The sequence below is a fragment of the Thermomonospora umbrina genome (assembly GCF_003386555.1).
Taxonomy (GTDB): domain Bacteria; phylum Actinomycetota; class Actinomycetes; order Streptosporangiales; family Streptosporangiaceae; genus Thermomonospora; species Thermomonospora umbrina.
The window spans coordinates 1,040,810-1,058,354 of record NZ_QTTT01000001.1; the positions used below are offsets into that span (position 1 = coordinate 1,040,810).

The 17,545-nt window shown below is 71.4% G+C and carries 16 protein-coding genes; 2 read left to right on the top strand and 14 right to left on the bottom strand.

The genetic code is table 11. The features are described from left to right. Nucleotides 1-27: 27 nt before the first annotated feature. Both DFJ69_RS04520 and DFJ69_RS04525 read left to right on the top strand, forming a co-directional pair. Complete coding sequence (locus DFJ69_RS04520) at nucleotides 28-2,139, top strand: ATP-dependent DNA helicase (protein WP_211328507.1); 2,112 nt, start codon at nucleotides 28-30, stop codon at nucleotides 2,137-2,139. A 47-nt stretch (nucleotides 2,140-2,186) separates the two neighbouring features. Further along, a complete protein-coding gene (locus DFJ69_RS04525) occupies nucleotides 2,187-3,401 on the top strand; it encodes a pyridoxal phosphate-dependent aminotransferase (RefSeq protein WP_116021315.1) in 1,215 nt (404 codons plus the stop codon). Nucleotides 3,402-3,428: 27 nt separating this feature from the next. Here DFJ69_RS04525 and DFJ69_RS04530 read toward each other — a convergent pair whose 3' ends face one another. The 14 genes from DFJ69_RS04530 to DFJ69_RS04600 form a co-directional block, all read right to left on the bottom strand. Continuing rightward, the gene (locus tag DFJ69_RS04530; RefSeq protein ID WP_116021316.1) at nucleotides 3,429-4,118 is read right to left on the bottom strand and encodes a nuclear transport factor 2 family protein; all 690 of its coding nucleotides are present in this window, start codon (nucleotides 4,116-4,118) and stop codon (nucleotides 3,429-3,431) included. A 15-nt stretch (nucleotides 4,119-4,133) separates the two neighbouring features. After that, entirely contained in the window at nucleotides 4,134-4,727 is a 594-nt protein-coding gene (locus DFJ69_RS04535; RefSeq protein WP_116021317.1) for a hypothetical protein, read from the bottom strand. Nucleotides 4,728-4,744: 17 nt separating this feature from the next. Beyond that, on the bottom strand, nucleotides 4,745-6,043 hold the full coding sequence (locus DFJ69_RS35290; protein WP_245974005.1) for a hypothetical protein: 1,299 nt from the start codon (nucleotides 6,041-6,043) through the stop codon (nucleotides 4,745-4,747). Between the two features lie 11 nt (nucleotides 6,044-6,054). Continuing rightward, complete coding sequence (locus DFJ69_RS04550; protein WP_211328508.1) at nucleotides 6,055-6,618, bottom strand: hypothetical protein; 564 nt, start codon at nucleotides 6,616-6,618, stop codon at nucleotides 6,055-6,057. A 10-nt stretch (nucleotides 6,619-6,628) separates the two neighbouring features. Further along, complete coding sequence (locus DFJ69_RS04555) at nucleotides 6,629-7,891, bottom strand: MCE family protein (RefSeq protein WP_116021318.1); 1,263 nt, start codon at nucleotides 7,889-7,891, stop codon at nucleotides 6,629-6,631. Next, on the bottom strand, nucleotides 7,891-9,039 hold the full coding sequence (locus DFJ69_RS04560) for an MCE family protein (protein WP_245974006.1): 1,149 nt from the start codon (nucleotides 9,037-9,039) through the stop codon (nucleotides 7,891-7,893). The genes DFJ69_RS04555 and DFJ69_RS04560 overlap by 1 nt, the downstream gene beginning before the upstream one ends. Then, nucleotides 9,036-10,220 carry an MCE family protein gene (locus DFJ69_RS04565; protein ID WP_116021319.1) on the bottom strand — a complete coding sequence of 395 codons (1,185 nt, stop codon included), beginning with the start codon at nucleotides 10,218-10,220 and terminating at the stop codon, nucleotides 9,036-9,038. Before DFJ69_RS04565 ends, DFJ69_RS04560 begins: the two co-directional genes overlap by 4 nt. Continuing rightward, entirely contained in the window at nucleotides 10,220-11,233 is a 1,014-nt protein-coding gene (locus DFJ69_RS04570) for an MCE family protein (protein ID WP_116021320.1), read from the bottom strand. The genes DFJ69_RS04565 and DFJ69_RS04570 overlap by 1 nt, the downstream gene beginning before the upstream one ends. Then, nucleotides 11,230-12,300, bottom strand: coding sequence for an MCE family protein (locus DFJ69_RS04575; RefSeq protein ID WP_116021321.1), 1,071 nt, complete (start codon nucleotides 12,298-12,300; stop codon nucleotides 11,230-11,232). The genes DFJ69_RS04570 and DFJ69_RS04575 overlap by 4 nt, the downstream gene beginning before the upstream one ends. Then, the gene (locus DFJ69_RS04580) at nucleotides 12,297-13,589 is read right to left on the bottom strand and encodes an MCE family protein (protein WP_116021322.1); all 1,293 of its coding nucleotides are present in this window, start codon (nucleotides 13,587-13,589) and stop codon (nucleotides 12,297-12,299) included. Before DFJ69_RS04580 ends, DFJ69_RS04575 begins: the two co-directional genes overlap by 4 nt. Next, nucleotides 13,589-14,431, bottom strand: a complete 843-nt coding sequence (locus tag DFJ69_RS04585; protein ID WP_116021323.1) for an MlaE family ABC transporter permease — start codon at nucleotides 14,429-14,431, stop codon at nucleotides 13,589-13,591. The genes DFJ69_RS04580 and DFJ69_RS04585 overlap by 1 nt, the downstream gene beginning before the upstream one ends. Before the next feature lie 6 nt (nucleotides 14,432-14,437). Further along, the gene (locus tag DFJ69_RS04590) at nucleotides 14,438-15,226 is read right to left on the bottom strand and encodes an MlaE family ABC transporter permease (RefSeq protein WP_116021324.1); all 789 of its coding nucleotides are present in this window, start codon (nucleotides 15,224-15,226) and stop codon (nucleotides 14,438-14,440) included. After that, entirely contained in the window at nucleotides 15,223-16,437 is a 1,215-nt protein-coding gene (locus DFJ69_RS04595; protein WP_116021325.1) for an ABC transporter ATP-binding protein, read from the bottom strand. The genes DFJ69_RS04590 and DFJ69_RS04595 overlap by 4 nt, the downstream gene beginning before the upstream one ends. A 234-nt stretch (nucleotides 16,438-16,671) precedes the next feature. Next, on the bottom strand, nucleotides 16,672-17,499 hold the full coding sequence (locus DFJ69_RS04600) for a hypothetical protein (RefSeq protein ID WP_116021326.1): 828 nt from the start codon (nucleotides 17,497-17,499) through the stop codon (nucleotides 16,672-16,674). Nucleotides 17,500-17,545 lie beyond the last annotated feature (46 nt).

The following is a 17,545-nucleotide window of genomic DNA, read 5'->3' on the forward strand; positions in this document are numbered from 1 at the left end:
GTGGCGGGGCCGGTAGCGTTAGCCGACGTGCCTGCCGCTGATCTCCTCCACCAGAGCGACGTCCGGATCCCCGACACGGCCACCCTGTTGGCCGCCGCGGTCGAAGCGATCGGGGGCGCCGAGCGTCCCGGGCAGGTACGGATGGCCGAGGCCGTGGAACGCGCGATCGCCTCCGGGGAGCATCTGGCCGCGCAGGCCGGAACGGGCACCGGCAAGTCGCTCGCCTACCTGGTCCCCGCGATCCGTCACGCGGTCGACAAGGGCACCACGGTGGTGGTGTCGACCGCCACGATCGCGTTGCAGCGCCAGCTCGTCGACCGAGACCTGCCCCGGCTGGCGGAGGCGCTCCGGCCGCTGTTGGGCCGGGATCTGAAGTTCGCGATCCTCAAGGGTCGCCGCAACTACCTGTGCCTGCACCGCGTGCAGACGGGCGCGCCCGACGACCCCGAGGAAGAGGGCCTGTTCGACCCTCAGCAGTTGTCGACGCTGGGACGACAGGTCAAACGGCTCAACGAGTGGGCCGACGAGACCGAGACCGGCGACCGCGACGAACTGGTCCCCGGAGTGAACGAACAGGCGTGGCGGCAGGTCGCCGTGTCCGCCAAGGAGTGCCTGGGGGCGCAGCGGTGCCCGCAGGGCACGTCGTGCTTCGCGGAGCTGGCGCGGGCGCGGGCCGGCGAGGCGCACATCGTGGTGACCAACCACGCCCTGCTGGCGATCGACGCGCTGGAGGAGTTCCAGGTCCTGCCCGAGCACGACGTCGTGATCGTGGACGAGGCCCACGAGCTGGTCGACCGGGTCACGTCGGTCGCCACCGGCGCACTGAGCGGACCGGCCGGCGAGGCGGCGGCGCGCCGCTGCGGGCGGCTGGTCGAGGAGGGGCTCGCCGACCGGCTCAAGGAGACCGCCGAGGGTCTGGAGGTGCTGCTCGACGACCTGCCCGCCGGGCGGCTGGACTCGCTGCCCGCGTCGCTGGGCAACACGCTGGCGACCGTACGGGACGCCGCGCACGCCTGCCTGACGGCCCTCGGGACGGAGAAGAAGGACGACGACCCCGGCACCATGGCCGCGCGCAAGGCCGCCCGGTCCGCCGTGGAGGACCTGCACGAGACCGCCGTGCGGATGCTGGAGGCGTTCGAGCCGGAGATCGCGGCCCGGTTCGACGTGGTGTGGCTCGACAAGCCGTTCGGGGACCAGGACCGGTTTCGACGCCCGCCGACGCTGCACGTCGCGCCGATCGGGGTCGGCGGCCTGCTGCGGACCACCCTGTTCGAGACCCGTACCGCCGTCCTGACGTCGGCGACCCTAACGCTCGGGGGCTCGTTCGAGCCGCTGGCGCGGCAGTGGGGCCTGCCGCCGCTGGGCGCGGAGGCCACCGGCCGGGACGCGCGGACGGCCGCCGAGGGCCTCGCCAAGACGGCCGACGACAAGGCCCCCGAGGACGAGAAGGCCGACGAGATGCGGTGGTCGGCCCTGGACGCCGGATCGCCGTTCGACCATCCCAAGGCGGGCATCCTCTACGTGGCGCGGCACCTGCCGCAGCCGGGCCGGGACGGGCTGCCCGACGCGTACCTCACGGAGATCACCGAGCTGATCGAGGCGGCCGGGGGCCGGACGCTGGGCCTGTTCTCGTCGATGCGGGCCGCGCGGCAGGCCGCCGACGAGCTGAAGGACCATCTGAGCCACCCGCTGCTGTGCCAGGGCGAGGACTCCACGTCGCTGCTGGTCAAGCGGTTCGCCGAGGAGGAGCGGAGCTGTCTGTTCGGCACCCTGTCGCTGTGGCAGGGGGTGGACGTGCCGGGCCCGTCGCTGCAACTGGTGATCATGGACCGGATCCCGTTCCCGCGCCCCGACGACCCGGTGTCCTCGGCCCGGCAGCGGGCGGTGGCCGCGCGGGGCGGGAACGGGTTCATGGCGGTGGCGGCGACCCACGCGGCGCTGCTGCTGGCCCAGGGCGCGGGTCGGCTGCTGCGCTCCATGGACGACCGGGGCGTCGTCGCGGTCCTGGACCCCCGGCTGGCGACCGCGCGGTACGGGTCGTTCCTGACGTCGTCGCTGCCGCCGTTCTGGTCGACCACCGACCCCGCCGTGGTGCGCGGGGCGCTCCAACGCCTGGACGAGGCCGCCGCCAAGGCTTGATCGGCTCGGGGAAAACCCTTGGACATGCGCCGTTAGTCTTGTATGCCATGCAGGTCACCCAGTCGGAGAAGCTCGCCAACGTCTGTTACGACATCCGGGGCCCGGTCCTGAAACGGGCCAAGCAGTTGGAGACCGAGGGCCATCAGGTCCTCAAGCTGCACGTCGGCAACCCCGCCCCGTTCGGCTTCGAGGCTCCGCCGGAGATCCTCCAGGACATCATCCGCAACCTGCCGGACGCCCACGGCTACAGCGACTCCAAGGGCATTTTGCCCGCCCGCCGCGCCATCGTGCAGCACTACGAGGGCCAGGGGTTCGAGGGCCTGGACGTCGAGGACGTGTACCTGGGCAACGGGGTCTCCGAGCTGATCGTGATGACCCTGCAGGCGCTGCTGGACAACGGCGACGAGGTGCTGATCCCGGCGCCGGACTATCCGCTGTGGACGGCGGCGGCGTCGCTGACCGGCGGTACCCCGGTGCACTACCTGTGCGACGAGTCGGCGGACTGGGCGCCGGACCTCGACGACCTGGAGTCCAAGATCACCGACCGGACCAAGGCGTTGGTGATCATCAATCCCAACAACCCGACCGGCGCGGTCTACCCCCGCGAGACCCTGGAGCGGCTGACCGAGATCGCCCGCCGGCGCGGCCTGATCATCTTCGCCGACGAGATCTACGACCGGGTCCTGTACGACGACGCCGAGCACGTCTCGATCGCGACGCTGGCCCCCGACCTGCTGTGTCTCACCTTTGGTGGGCTGTCCAAGAACTACCGGGTGGCGGGCTTCCGCTCCGGCTGGGTGGTGCTGTCGGGCCCCAAGGACCACGCCGAGTCGTACATCGAGGGCCTGGACATCCTCGCCAACATGCGGCTGTGCCCGAACGTGCCCGCCCAGCACGCGATCCAGGCGGCCTTGGGCGGCCAGCAGAGCATCAACGACCTGGTGCTGCCCACCGGACGGCTGTGCGAGCAGCGGGACCGGGCCTGGAAGCTCCTCAACGACATCCCCGGCGTCTCCTGCGTCAAGCCGAGGGGGGCCCTGTACGTCTTCCCCCGCCTCGACCCCGACGCCTACCCGATCGAGGACGACATGGCGTTCGCGCTCGACCTGCTGGAGTCGCAGAAGCTCCTGGTCGTTCAGGGCAGCGGGTTCAACTGGCCGCGGCCCGACCACTTCCGGGTGGTGACCCTCCAGCACGCGGCCGAGCTGGAGGAGGCCATCACCCGCATCGGAACGTTCCTGACCAGCCGTTATCCGTCGTGATTCGCCGGGTGCGCCGGGCGCGCCCGGTCACCTGGGCACGTTGAGGGTGTCCAGGTTGCTGATCTTCCAGACGCCGCCCACCCGGACGGCGTCCACGGCCAGCATCGCGGCGGCGTAGGTGGTCTCGTCCTCGGCGGTACGGGTGTTGCGCTGATCGGCATAGATCAGCACCCGGGCGTGGTCCCCGTCGAGGAGTCGGACGCCGCCGTCGGTGACCGTGGTGGTCAGCACCAGCTTCTGCCTGGGACCCTCCCGACGGACCTGGGCGAGCATGTCGGCGTACTGCCGCACCGCCTTGCCCGTCAGCAGGCGCGCGGCGGCCTGCTCGGTCTTGGCCATGTCGGTGTAGGTGTACGAGAACAGCTCGTTGACCGCGTCGGAGATCTGGCCCTTGACCTCGCTGGTACGGGCCGTGTCGGTGAGCGCGACGTTGCCGGCGACCGAACCGCCGCGCAGTTCGTCGGCCCGCACCGCCGCGAAGGCCGCGAACCCGCCGAGCAGAACGGTCGCCGCGCCGATGACCACGGGGCGTGCCGCCTGCTCCCGGAGGCGCTTCACCAGGGTCGGCCTCGGGGTCTCGGGCCCCTCGGTCCTCTCGTCGGCCGGCTCCGGTACGTCCTCGAGCGGCTCTGACGTCTCCTCTTCCACCGGGGTCTGCGGGGGCTCGACGAGCGTGCCGCGCCGTCGCTTCTGGAGGACGTGGTGGGGGATGGGCATGAAGGTGCCGTCCTCTCAGGAGCCTTGGCCCGGCTGGGGCGCTGGGGGCGTGGGGGACGTCTGCGGGGCCGAGCCGCCGACCGGGGCCTGACCGAGCGCGCTCAGCTTCCAGCCCTCGCCGGTCTGGGTGAGCTGCCCCAGCATTCGACTCTGCTTGGTGTTCGTCTTGCCGTCGGTCGGCGTCACGGTGATCTGCAGGGCGACCATGACGGCGGCCTTGCCCGTCCGGACGTCCAGCTCGGTGACGGCGCTCTCGAGGACCTTGGCGGTGGTGATGGTCCTGGCCCGCTGGACCTGCTGTGCGAACTGGGCACGGCTCGCCGTGATCTGCTGGTGGAGCTCCCCGGTCGAGGAGTCGAGCCAGACCTTCAGCCCGCCGTCGACGTTGCGGTGGTCCAGCGTGTTCATGTTCTGGACGGCCTGCTCCCCCGCCCGCAGCGCCTCCTCCCGGGTCTGCGAGTAGGCCAGCGCGTCGTCGTTCGCGGCCCCGTACCAGGACCGGCCGAACCACACCGCGCACAGCGCCGCGACGGCCAGCAGGGTCAGCGCCGTCGCCCGCAGCGGGTCGGCGGGGCGGGACGGCCTGCCGGTGATGCCTGCCAGTGCCACGTGTCTCCTTCGATCGGCTAACGGGCCTGGATGTCGACGATGCGCCACCGACCGTCCGACAGCCGGGCGGTCACCGAGAGCTGCGCCGCCGCCGTCGTCCCGTCGGGCTTGTCCCTACGGTGGATCGTCTGGTCCAGGAAGACAAGGAGTTGCGCGCCGTCGCCCGACATGCGCACGACCCCCGCGCGCACGACCCGCGAGACGAGCTTGAGCCGCTGCGCGACGGCCCGCTGCCTCACCTGGCCGAACAACGCCTGGTACTGACCGTGCGCCCGGCCGGCGAGCACCTCCCGGGCGGCCCGCTCGGTGGCGGCCACGTCGACATGGGAGTACGAGAAGATCCGCCCGAGGGAGTTGCTGACGTCCCCGATCACGATCTCGGTGCGCTCGACGTCGGTCAGCGCGGTGTTCTCGGCGGCGGGACTCCCCTCGACCTGCGAGGCCCGCACCGTCAACGCGACCCCCACGAGCGCCACGACGACGGCCAGAACGAGCGGATCACGGAGCCGCCCGACCCACGACCGCCCCGCCCCCGCCTCCTCGACGTCCTCCGCATCGTCATCGTCATCGTCATCGCCGGCCCCGGGCCCCACCTCGCCGAGGGACTCACCGTCGCTCCCCGGCCCACCCTCGACCACCGGCTCGACCTCACCCTCCGCCCCGGACTCGGGCCCGGCCGCATTGGCGACCCCACCCTCGGGCACTGGCTCGGACCCGGACTCCGGCCCGGGCTCTGGTTCTGCCCCGCCCTCGAGTTCGTCGGGCCCGGCCGCGTCGTCGGCCCCGGCCCCGGCCCCGGCCTCTGGCTCGGGCTCGGGCTCGGGCTCGGGCTCGGGCTCGGGCTCGGGCTCGGGCTCGGGCTCGGGCTCGGGCTCGGGCTCGGGCTCGGGCTCGGGCTCGGGCTCGGCCGCATTGTCGGCCCCGCCCTCGGACACTGGCTCGGACCCGGACTCCGGCCCGGGCTCTGGTCCGGGCTCTGGTCCGGTCGAGCCCTCGGGCTCGTCGGGCCCGGCCGCGTCGTCGGCCCCGGCCTCTGGCTCGGGCTCCGACTCGGCCACACGCTCGGGCACTGGCTTGGACTCGGGCCCGGGCTCTGGGTCTGGCCCGGCCCCGGGTTCGTCGGCCCCGCCCTCGGGCTCGGGCTCGGGTACGGCCCCGGGCTCGGGTTCGGCCTCGGGTTCCGGCTCGGTGTCGGGGTCGGCCGTGGCCGGTGGGAGGGCCTCGTCGATCGCGTCGATCGCGTGCTCCGCGTCCGGGCGGGGTGCGGGGATGACGATGCCGGCCGGGCCGTTCTCGGCGTTGCCGTCGGCGCTCACGGTCTCCCCCTTCATGGTCGGCTCGAATCGACCGGGATCGCGGTGAGCGATCGGAGCTTCCAGCCGTTCGGGGTCCGGGTGAGCCCGGCCTCGAAACGCTTGCGGTCGGTGGTGGCGCCGCCGCCGGAGGGCGCGGTGACCTCGACCCGGACCATGGCGATGAGCAGCGCGGTGCCCGCCCGCACGTCGAGTTGGGTGACGGCGGCGTCGGTCACCACGCCGCGGGTGCTGGTCCGGGCCTGCTGGATCCGCAGGCGATCCTGCTCCCTCGAGCGGTTCAGCTCGTCCCGCAGGGGGCCGGTGGAGGCGTCCAGCCACTTCTGCAGCCCCACGTCGGCCTGGGCGGCGTCGATGGTGTTGAGGACGGCGACGTTCGCCCGCCCGGCCGCCAGCACCTCGTCGCGGGCGGCGCCGAAGTCGATCGACTCGTTCCCCTCGGCGCGCCACAGCGACCAGCCGCCCCACGCGGCGAACGCCACGGCGAGGGCCAGGAGGAGACGCCCGGTCGCGCGGCCCCGGAGCCGCCCGCGCAACCGGGCGCGCAGGGGGGCCCGGTCCTCTTCCTCGGCGGTCACGATCGTGTCCTCAGTCAACGGTCGCCCACCCGCTCAGTCCGAGCAGCCCGCTCAGGTCGGTCGCCCCCGTCCGTACGGAGGGCAGCCCGAGCGCGCCGGGCAGGCCCAGGGTGCCGCCGATGGACGCGTCGGTGGAGCCGGGTCTGCGCGCCTCGGGCACGCCGCCGCCGTTCGGGGCGTTGGCGGAGCCGCGGACGTTGACGCCGCTGGAGGCCGGGGACTTGCAGCTCGCCGCCCGGTTGAGCGGCGGGCCGGACGAGGTGTTCAGGCCGTTGCGGTAGGTCGTGGCCTCGTAGCCCCGCACGCACGGCAGCGGGGAGAAGAACGTGAGCGACATCCCGAAGTTGGCCCCCTGGGGTGTGATGGCCGTGGAGCCCGCCGCGACCGCCTGCGGCAGCCGGACCATCAGCTCCTCCAGGCCCCGCTGCCGGGTCAGCGCCACGTCCGAGGTGGTGAGCAGGTTGGCGACGAGGACGCTCAGCCCGGGGTCGAGGTCGCGGAGGGCGCGCACCAGTTCGGCGGCGACCTCCGGAGCGGTGATGATCAGCTCGCGCAGACGGGCGTCGCCGGAGGCGAGCCGGTCGGCGAACAGGGCGGCGTTGCGGGCGAACGACTTGAGCGCCGCGGCCTGCTCGTTCTGCGTGCGGAGTACCGTCTCGGCGTCGACGATCAGCCTGGTGGTCTGCGGCAGGGCGATGTCGGCGGCGGTGAGGTACTCGTTGGTGGTATCCATCAGCGCCTGGAGGTTGCCGCCCTGCCCCTCGAACGCCCTGCCGAACTCGTCCACGACGGTCCGCAGCGAGTCCAGCGGGACGGAGGAGGCGAATCGGTTGAGACTGGTGAGCATGGTGGTCACCGGCGCGGGTGTGGCGGTCATCGACCGCGGGATCACCGATCCGTTCCGCAGGTACGGGCCGTCCTGGGTCTGCGGGCGCAGGTCGATGTACTGCTCCCCCACCGCCGACAGGTTCGCGACGACGGCGCGCAGTTCGGACGGGATCTTCGGCGCCGACCGCTGGATGTGCAGGTCGGCGCGCAGGCCCTGCCCGCTCAGCCGCATCGGTCCGACCCGGCCGACCGACACCCCTCGGTAGGTGACGTCGGCGTTGGGGTAGAGGCCGCCGGTCTGGGCCATGTCCACGCGCACGACGTAGTAGTCCCGTACGCCGACATAGCGCGACAGGTCCGCGTAGCGCATGCCGATGTAGGCGACGACCGTGACGCTCAGCACGAGGAACGCGTAGTTCTTGAGTCTGGTGCCCAGGGTCAGCATCAGTTGTCGCCTCCCGACCGCGGTGTCCGCGGAGTGGTGCGGGGAGTGCCCACCGACGGCAGCGGGAGCGGCGCGGGTTTCAGCGCCTTCTCCCAGTCCTTCGGCGCCTTGAGCTTCTCGCCCTGGTCGAACGGGGGGATGATCGTGGTCCCGTCCGCGCCGGAGACCGACAGGTAGACGTTGAGGTAGTCGCCCTTGACCACGTTCAGCACCTCGTCGGTGAACGGATAGGTGAGCAGCACCTCCAGCGACTGCGGCAGGGCCCGGCCGGCGTCGGACAGCCGCCGGAGGATCGGGGCCAGCGCCTTGAGGTCGGCGACCATGTCCTCCTTGGACTCGTCGAGCACGTCCCGCATGACGTCCCCGAAGTCGCCCAGGGCCTTGAGCATGGTCATGAGCTGGCCGCGCTGGTCCTCCAGGACCTTGAGGCCGGGGCTGAGGTCGTCGAGGGCGAGGTTGATCTGCCGGCGGCGGGCGTTCAGCGTCGCCGACAGCCGGTTGATCCCGTCGAGGGCGTCGGTGATGTCGTCGGAGTGCTCGTCCAGGGTGGAGGTGAACTCGTTCAGCCGCCGCAGCATCGAGCGGATCTCCGGCTCGTTGCCCTCCAGCGCCCGGTTGAGCTCGCGGGTGATGGTCCGCATCTGGGCGAGGCCGCCCCCGTTGAGCAGCATCGACATGGCCCCGAAGATCTCCTCCACCTCGGGGTAGCGGTTGGTGTGGTCCACCGGGATGACCGCGCCGTCGCCGAGCGTGCCCCGCGCGGTGCCCCGCGGCGGCGGGGCGAGCTGCACGTACTTCTCGCCCAGCAGGCTGGACTGCTCCAGCCGGGCCACCGCGTTGGCCGGCAGCCGGACGTCCCGGTCGATCACCATGGCCACCTGGGCCTGCCACCCCGCCTTGGGCAGCGTGATGGCGGTGACCCGGCCGACCGCCACGTCGTTGACCCGTACCGACGCGTGCGGCGTCAGGCTGAGCACGTTGTCGAACTGGGCGGTGACCTCGTACGGGTCGTCGCCCACGTCGGCGCCTCCGGGCAGCGGCAGGTCGTAGACCCCGCGGAACCCCGCGTCGCTGCATCCGGCGAGCATCGTCATCGCGAGCGCGGCGACGGCCGTCCTGCTGATCCGGCGTGCGATCCGGCGTCTCACCGGCCCTCCCTCCGGGTGGACGGGCCGTACACGTCGCCCACGGTGGGCAGCGGCATCGGCGGCAGTGTTCGGCCGTCCCCCTCGGGGACGGGCACGAGGTCGCGGGGGCCGAGCCCGTGCGCGCGGCACAGGTCGCCCATCGCGGACGCGTCGGCGACCGTGCCGCACAGGGTGCTCGACGGCTGCGGTCCCACGCCTCCGGGCTTGGAGCCGAAGGAGATCTCGTTGAGGTTGCCGCGACCCAGGATCGACCGGCTGACGGGGTCGTAGGCGTTCAGCAGGTTGCCGGCGGCCAGCGGCGCGGTGTCCAGCGCCTCGGCCAGCGAGGCCCGCTGCCTGACCAGCACCTGGGTGATCTTCGCGAGCCGGTCCACGTTGGTCTTCAGCAGCGGGCGGTACTTCTTGAGCCACCGCTCGACCGCCCTGAGCGCGGTGCTCAGCTCGGAGAGCGCCGCGACCAGTTCGTCGCGGTCGGCGGCCAGGTACTCGTTGATGTCGGCGAGCTGCTGATACGCCCGGCTCACCTGGGAGTCGTTGGCCTTGACCATGGTGGTGAACCGCTGCAGGTTCGCCAGCGTGCCGAAGAACTCGTCGCTGGTCCCCGACAGCGTCCTGGTGGCCTGGCCGAACTCGCGGATCATGTCGGCCATCGCCTCGCCGTTGCCGCGCAGGTTGGCGTCGCCGGTGCGCAGCGCGTCGGACAGCGCCCCGGTGGAGTTGACGCCGTTCGGCCCGAGGGCGTCGGTGAGCCGGGTGATGCTCTCGTACAACTGGTCGACCTCGACGGGGACGGCCGTCCTGGCCTTGGGGATCGCGGCGCCGTCCCTGATCCGCGGGCCTCCGTTGTAGGCGGGGGTGAGTTGCACGTACCGGTCGGCGACGACGCTCGGCGCGACCACCAGCGCGTTGGCGGCGGCCGGGATCTCGACGTCGTCGTCGACCCGGAGCGTGACCCTGACCTCGCGACCCGCCGGTCTGACCGACTCGATCTCGCCGACCCGCACGCCGAGCACCCGGACGTCGGACCCGGCGTAGACGCCGACGGTCCGGTCGAAGTGGGCGGTGATCCGTTTCCCGCCCTCCGGCCACAGCGCGTAGACGGTCACGCCGATCGCGACGACCAGGGCGAGCACGACGCCGGCCGTCCTGTTGACGAGCCGCTCGCGGGGGATGTGCGCCATCAGGACCGGCCTCCGACCTTGGGCGGCATGCAGCCGTTCTCGGGGTACGAGCCCGGCTCGAGGTACTCGTTCGGCGTCAGGCCGCACAGGTAGGCGTCGGTCCACCGCCCGTTGCCGAGGGTGTTGCCGACCAGCCGGTAGTAGGGACCGACCACCGACAGGGCCTTGTCGAGGTGCTTCTGGTTCTTCTCCAACACGGTGGTCACCCGGTCGAGGGCGTTGAGGGTGGGCTCCAGTCGGATCCAGGTGTCGTCCACGAAGCCGATCAGCTCGCGGGCGAGCGCCCTGGTGGCCGTCAGCAGCCGGTGGATCGCCTGCCGGCGCAGGTTCAGCTCCTCCAGCAGCAGGTTGCCGTCCTTGAGCAGCGTCTCGAACTGGTCGTTCTGGTCGGCGATGGTGCCGGTGAGCCGGTCGGACCCGAGCAGCAGCCGCTTGAGCCGGTCGTCCCTGGAGGAGATGGTGCGCGACAGCGCCGACAGGCCGTCGAGCGCGTGGCGGACCTCCGGGGAGGTGTCCTTGAACGTCGTCGCGATGGCCTCCAGGCTCTGCGCGATCTTGACCGTGTCCAGTCGCCCGACGGTGGCGCCCAGGTCCTGGAACGCCTGGGTGACGTCGTACGGCGCGCGGGTGCGGTTCAGCGGGATGGTCAGGTCGGGGTTCTGGGCGGCGGCGCCGAGCGGGCTGATCGCCAGGTACTTGTCGCCCAGCAGCGTCTTGATCGCGATGGCCGCGCCGCTGGAGTCGCCGATCCAGGTGTCCTTGACCCGGAACGACACCCGCACCCGGGTCCGGTCCAGCTCCACGTCGGTGACCTTGCCGACCTTCACGCCGGCCACCCGCACCTCGCTGCCGGTGGTGAGCCCGGCGGCCTCGCTGAAGTGCGCGGTGTAGGTGGTGCCGCCGCCGAGGACCGGCAGGTCGTCCGCGCGGTACGCGACCAGGCCGAGCGCGATCACGATCACCAGGCCGACGAGGGCGATCGGCACCGGGTTGCGCTCCTGGATGGACCTCATCCCTTGCACCTCTGTTCCTTCAGCGTGATGCCCGTGGGAGGCGGGCCCGGGGCCGTCGGGCCGAACCACGAGTCGTCGCCGGTGTCCCAGTCGACGCCGGAGATCTTCGCCTCGCACATGTAGAAGTTCAGCCAGGAGCCGTAGGAGGCGATCCGGCCGACCGTCTGCAGCTTGACGGGCAGTTTCCGGAGGAAGTTCTCCACCAGCGGGGTGCTGTCGGCGAGGTTGTCCGAAAGCCGGCCGAGCTGCCGGATGTTCTCCCGCAGCGGCGGTCTGGCGTCCTTGAGGAGGTCGCCGGTGGTCTCCGCGAGGTCGCCCAGCGAGACGATCGCCTCGCCGAACACCTTCCGGTCCGAGGCGAACCCCTGGACGAGCCGACGCAGCGTGGTGACGAGTCCGACGAACTCGCCCTCGCGCGCGTTGACCGTCTCGACCACGGTGGCGAGGTTGTCGATGACCTGGCCGATCACCCGGTCCTTGGACGCCAGCGTGTTGGTCAGCGAGCCCACGGTGGCGATCAGGCTCTCCACCGTGGCGCCCTCGCCCTGGAAGACCTGGATCAGCTCGCCGGCGAGCTTGTTGACGTCGTTCGGCGACAGCGCCTGGAACAGCGGCTGGAACCCGTCGAACAACTGGGTCAGGTCGAGCGCCGGGCTGGTCCGCTGCACCGGGATGGTGTCCCCGGGCCGCAGCGTGGCGGCGTTCCCGGCGATCTGGCCCTCGCCCCTGCCGAGTTCGACGAACCGCTGGCCGACCATGTTGAGGTACTTGATCCGCGCGGTCGTCGCGGCGGGCAGCGGCCGGTCGCGTTCCACGTTGAAGCGGACCTCGGCGAACCTGCGGTCCACCACCCGGATCTTCTCCACCTGGCCGACGCGGACCCCGGCGATCCGGACGCTGTCCCCGACGATCAGCCCGGTGGTGTCGATGAACCGCGCCCGGTACGAGACCGTGTCGCCCACGCCGGTGTTGGCGATGCTGATCGCCAGCACGGCGGTGGCCAGCACGGTGACGACGATGAACGCGAGGGACTTCGACAGCGGCCCGGCGATGCTCCTGCGTCTCACTTGAGCGTCACCTCCGTGCCCCGGTAGATCGGGCCCACCAGCACGCTGCTCCAGTCGGGCAGTTCGGTGTGCGGGCGGCCGAGCTGCGGTGCGAGCAGTTCGTTGAGGATCTGGTTCTCCTCGGGAGAGTTGGGCGTGCCCAGGCCGCGCGGGCCGGGGGCGCCGACGGGCACGGGGGCCGGCGACACGCCTCCCCCGCCGGACCCGGAGCCGTCCGGGGCGTGGCCGATGCCGTCGTACGGGACGGAGTAGCAGCGGGGGCCCTTGCCCGGCCGGTAGACGGGCCTGTCCTTGCCGGGCAGGTACCGGCCCCGGGACTGCGTCACGTTGACGGTGACCGACAGGCCGGGCTTCTTGGTGCCCTTGCCCAGCGCCCGGTCCATCGACGGGACGAAGTCGCGTAGCATCCGCAGCGTGCACGGCCACGACGGCGAGTACCGGGCCATCAGCTCCAGCGACGGCCGGCTGTTGCGCGCCAGGAGGATGAGGTTCTCGCTGTTGTTGCGGAGCCACTCCTCATAGATCCGCGACGCCTCCGTCACCGTCCCGTACATCCGGCCGAGGTTGGCGCGCTGTTCGACGAGGGTGCGGCTGGTCACCGCGAAGTCCTCCAGCGCGTCCAGGAAGTCGGGTGCCACGTCGGCGTAGTCGTGGGTGAGCTGCACCAGCCGCCGCAGGTCGCGGTTCATCTGCGGGAGGTACGGGTTGAACTTCTTCAGGTACGCGTCGAGCTGCACCATCGTCTGCCCGAGTTGGGCGCCCCGCCCGTCCAGCGCCTCCGCGACGGCGTTGAGGGTGGCGGCGAGCCGTTCCGGCTTGACCGCCGTCAGCAGCGGCAGGACGTTCTCCAGCACCTGCTCCAGCTCGACCGCGTTGCTGCTGCGGTCCTGGCTGATGACGGTGCCGGCGGTCAGGGGCCGCGGCGAGGGGGCGGCGGGCGGGATCAGCGCCACGTACCGGGCGCCGAACAGCGTGGTCGGCAGCATCTGCGCGGTCACGTCGGCGGGGACGTGCCGGAGCATGCCGGGCTTGAACGCCAGCGTCAGCCGGGCCCCCGCGCCGTTCGCCTCGATCTCGCGGACCTGGCCGACCACCACCCCGCGCAGCTTCACGTCGGCCTGCGGGTGCATCTCGTTGCCCGCGCTGGACGTGTGCAGCGTGACGATGTCGGCGGCGGTGAACTTCTTCTGGTAGATGGCCACCGACAGCCAGATCAGCAGCACGATCACCAGTGCGAACGCGAGGCCGAGCAGCCTGCGGCCGGTCTTGAACAGTCCGCCCTCGTGCATCAGCCCGCCACCTTCACGGTCGTCGTGGCGCCCCAGATCGCCAGGCTGAGGAAGAAGTCGGTGAGGCTGATGACCACGATCGCCGTCCGCACCGCGCGCCCGACGGCCACGCCGACCCCGGCGGGACCGCCCGTGGCGCGAAAGCCGTAATAGCAGTGCGCCAGGATGACCATCACGCTGAAGACCATGACCTTGCCGAACGACCACACGACGTCGATCGGCGACAGGAACAGGTCGAAGTAGTGGTCGTAGGTGCCGACCGACTGCCCGTTGTAGAGCGTGGTGACGTACCGGGAGGCGATGTACGAGCTGAGCAGCCCCATCCCGTACAGCGGGATGATCGCCACGAAGCCGGCGATGATCCGCGTGGTGACCAGGTAGGGGACGCTGGAGATGCCCATGCCCTCCAGCGCGTCGACCTCCTCGTTGATCCGCATCGCGCCGAGCTGGGCGGTGAAGCCCGCCCCGACGGTCGCCGACAGCGCCAGCCCGGCGACCAGGGGCGCGATCTCCCGGGTGTTGAAGTAGGCGGACACGAACCCGGTGAACGCCGACGTCCCGATCTGGTTCAGGGCCGCGTACCCCTGCAGGCCCACCACGGTGCCGGTGGCCAGGGTCATGAAGACCATGACGCCGATCGTTCCGCCGATGACGCCGAGCGCCCCGCTGCCGAAGCTGACCTCGGCGAGCAGGCGGCGGATCTCCCGGGAGTACCGGTAGGTGGCCTTGGGCACCCACAACAGCGCCCGCACGTAGAACACGACCTGGTCGCCCAGCGTGTCCAGCCAGGACAGGCGGCGGTCGAGCCGCCGGCCCACCTTGCCGTCAGCGGTGAGGCTCATCGTGGCTCAGCTTCCCTTCGGGGGCACGACCTGCAGGTAGATGGCCGTGAGCACGACGTTGACGAAGAACAGGAGCATGAACGCGATGACCACCGACTGGTTGACCGCGTCCCCGACCCCCTTGGGTCCGCCGCGCGGGTTGAGCCCGCGGTGGGCGGCCACCACCCCGGCGATGAAGCCGAAGATCAGCGCCTTGAGCTCGCTGATGTACAGGTCGGGCAGTTGGGCCAGGGCCGAGAAGCTGGCCAGGTACGCGCCCGGGGTGCCGCCCTGCATGATCACGTTGAAGAAGTAGCCGCCGACCACGCCGACCACCGAGACCAGCCCGTTCAGCAGCAGGGCCACCGCCATGCAGGCCAGCACGCGGGGGACGATCAGCCGTTGGATCGGCGAGACGCCCATCACCGTCATCGCGTCGATCTCCTCGCGGATCTTTCGCGAGCCGATGTCGGCGCAGATCGCCGAGCCGCCCGCACCGGAGATCAGCAGCGCCACGATCAGCGGGCTGGCCTGCTGGATGACCGCCAGCACGCTGGCCGCGCCGGTGAACGACTGCGCGCCGAGCTGCTGCGCCAGCGACCCGACCTGCAACGCGATGACCGCGCCGAACGGGATCGAGACCAGCGCGGTCGGCAGGATGGTGACGCTGGCGATGAACCAGAACTGCTCGATCAGCTCCCGGACCTGGAACGGGCGCCGGAAGACCCCGCGTGTCACGGCCCCGGCGAGCGCGAACAGCTTCCCGGTCTCGCGCAGCGCGCCGACGCCGAGGAGGTTGTACTGCGGCGTCGTCATCGCGGTCCCCCGCCGGTCGAGGGCGGCTGCATGTCCGGCGGGAGCAGCCGATGCCCGGGTGGAGCCGTCGGCGGAACGGCCCGGCCAGGGGGCGCCGGGTCGGGTCGGGCCGGGGCGGCGCCGGGCTGGGAGGGGGCGGCGCCGGGTCGGGCGGGTGCGGGCGCCATGGTGGGTTGGGCGGGGGCGACCGCGCCCGGCGCGCCGGGGCCCCGTCGCCCGGCGGCGGTCGCCGCGTGCAGGGTCTCGGCGTTGAGGTTCTCCAGGACGGCCTGCTGGGCGGGCACAGGGAGCTGGTGGATCAGTGACAGCACCCGTTCCCGGCGGCGGGCCGCGCCCTGCCGGGGCGGCAGCCCGGGGCTCGGTCGGAGCTGGCGCGGGATCGTGAAGGGGTCGTCGTCCTCGTCCTCCTCGGCGGCCCGCGCCTGCTCCAGCGCCATGGTCGCGGCGTCCTTCTCCTCGGACATGCCGATGGGCCCGACCCGGCGGCCCCGCAGGAACTGCGACACCACCGGCTCCTCGCTGGTCAGCAGCACCTCGCGGGGCCCGAACGTGACCAGGTTGCGGCGGAACAGCATGCCCATGTTGTCGGGCACGGTCGAGGCGATGTCGATGTTGTGGGTGACGATGAGCATGGTCGCGTCGATCTGCGCGTTCAGGTCGATGAGGAGCTGTGACAGGTAGGCGGTGCGGACCGGGTCGAGGCCGGAGTCCGGCTCGTCGCACAGGATGATCTGCGGGTCCAGGACCAGCGCGCGGGCCAGTCCGGCGCGCTTGCGCATGCCGCCGGAGATCTCGCCGGGCAGCTTGCCCTCGGCCCCCGCCAGGCCCACCATGTCCATCTTCTCCAGCACGATGCGCCGGATCTCGGACTCCTTCTTCCTGGTGTGCTCGCGCAGCGGGAAGGCGATGTTCTCGAACAGGTTGAGCGAGCCGAACAGCGCACCGTCCTGGAACATGATCCCGAAGAGCTTGCGGACCTCGTGCAGTCGCCTTTCGGAACTGCTCACCATGTCCACGCCATTGATCATCACCCGGCCGCGCTCGGGTTTGATCAGGCCGATCAGTGATTTCAGGAAGACCGTCTTGCCGGTGCCCGAGGGCCCCAGCATGACGCTGACCTCGCCGGCCGGCAGGGTGAGCGAGACGTCCTGCCAGATCGTCTGCCGGCCGAAGGACTTGGAGAGCCCCTCCACGACCACTTCGATTCCCATCGCACCGCCCGCAATTCAATGACGCCGCAGGTCGAGCCGGAATGCTTTTGTGCGGCGGCGGCCCGGCCATATGATCACTACTGGCCGGTACGCTACTTGTGCAACACGACGGACTCAAGCATAAGACGTGACCCGGAACACTCCCGCGAAAGAATTATCACTCAATGACAACCGGTCATCGCAATTTATCGATCAATTAGCATTCGAGATCGCGGAATGGTCACGAACAGATGATCAGAAGGTCGCGGCCGAACCGCCCCGGGCGCACTCGGGGTACCGGGCGGCCACCTGGGCGAGCGCGGCGGCCACGCCCGGGACGTCGGCGGGGGCTCGGCCGAGGGCCACGAAGAACTGCCCGCCGACGCGCAGCGGGGTGGGATTGGTGACGTCGGTGAGCCAGTGGTGGCAGCGTGAAAGGTGGGGCTGATCAATGATGCGCAGGACGAGCACGATGGTCGGTTCGTGGCGGAGCACCAGGCGATATCCGACGCTGGCGGCGTACAGCGTCGCCTCTTCCCGCCGGGGCGCCGCGGGATTGTTGACCGGGAGCACGCCCCAGTCCACGGACTCCTGTTCGGCGATCCCCCAGGAACGATTGTGGTACGCCTTGACGTCCAGCCGCCCGGCCCTCAGATCGATGAGATAACGCGCCCAACGGCGGGCGCCGGGATTGCCGCCGTCGTCCCCGCTCAGCCCCGACGCCAGCGCCAGGCCGCGCACGATGCCCTCCAGGACGGCGGCGTTCGCATAGGAGACCCAGCTTCCTCGGGCGCCCATGCCGTTCGCCATGAACAGCTCGATGACCGACGCGATCGCGTTCCAGTTGGCGAAGCCGTCCTGGAAGCGCTGCGCGGGGCCGCTCTGGAGGGCGCGAAGGAGAGCGAGCCGCTGCGGCATCGTCATCGCGGACAGCTCGGCCAGGCCGCAGTCGAGCCGTTCGGCGCACTCCTGGGGGGAACGGGCCCGACCGGGGGGCGGGCCGTCCGCTGAGGCAGGGGCCGGGGCGAGGAGGCCCGTGAGGAGCGTGACGAGGATGATCCCGCGAACGCCGTGGACGCGCATGAGGCACTTGTAGCGCCGATCCCGTCACGCTGCGTCACACTTCGAC

Excerpts from the sequence above, each read along its gene's own strand:
- DFJ69_RS04525 (WP_116021315.1), top strand. The coding sequence starts at position 2,187 with ATGCAGGTCACCCAGTCGGAGAAGCTCGCCAACGTCTGTTACGACATC.
- DFJ69_RS04580 (WP_116021322.1), bottom strand. The coding sequence starts at position 13,589 with ATGCACGAGGGCGGACTGTTCAAGACCGGCCGCAGGCTGCTCGGCCTC.
- DFJ69_RS04595 (WP_116021325.1), bottom strand. The coding sequence starts at position 16,437 with ATGGGAATCGAAGTGGTCGTGGAGGGGCTCTCCAAGTCCTTCGGCCGG.
- DFJ69_RS04555 (WP_116021318.1), bottom strand. The coding sequence starts at position 7,891 with ATGCTGACCCTGGGCACCAGACTCAAGAACTACGCGTTCCTCGTGCTG.
- DFJ69_RS04585 (WP_116021323.1), bottom strand. The coding sequence starts at position 14,431 with ATGAGCCTCACCGCTGACGGCAAGGTGGGCCGGCGGCTCGACCGCCGC.
- DFJ69_RS04565 (WP_116021319.1), bottom strand. The coding sequence starts at position 10,220 with ATGGCGCACATCCCCCGCGAGCGGCTCGTCAACAGGACGGCCGGCGTC.
- DFJ69_RS04570 (WP_116021320.1), bottom strand. The coding sequence starts at position 11,233 with ATGAGGTCCATCCAGGAGCGCAACCCGGTGCCGATCGCCCTCGTCGGC.
- DFJ69_RS04530 (WP_116021316.1), bottom strand. The coding sequence starts at position 4,118 with ATGCCCATCCCCCACCACGTCCTCCAGAAGCGACGGCGCGGCACGCTC.
- DFJ69_RS04600 (WP_116021326.1), bottom strand. The coding sequence starts at position 17,499 with ATGCGCGTCCACGGCGTTCGCGGGATCATCCTCGTCACGCTCCTCACG.
- DFJ69_RS04590 (WP_116021324.1), bottom strand. The coding sequence starts at position 15,226 with ATGACGACGCCGCAGTACAACCTCCTCGGCGTCGGCGCGCTGCGCGAG.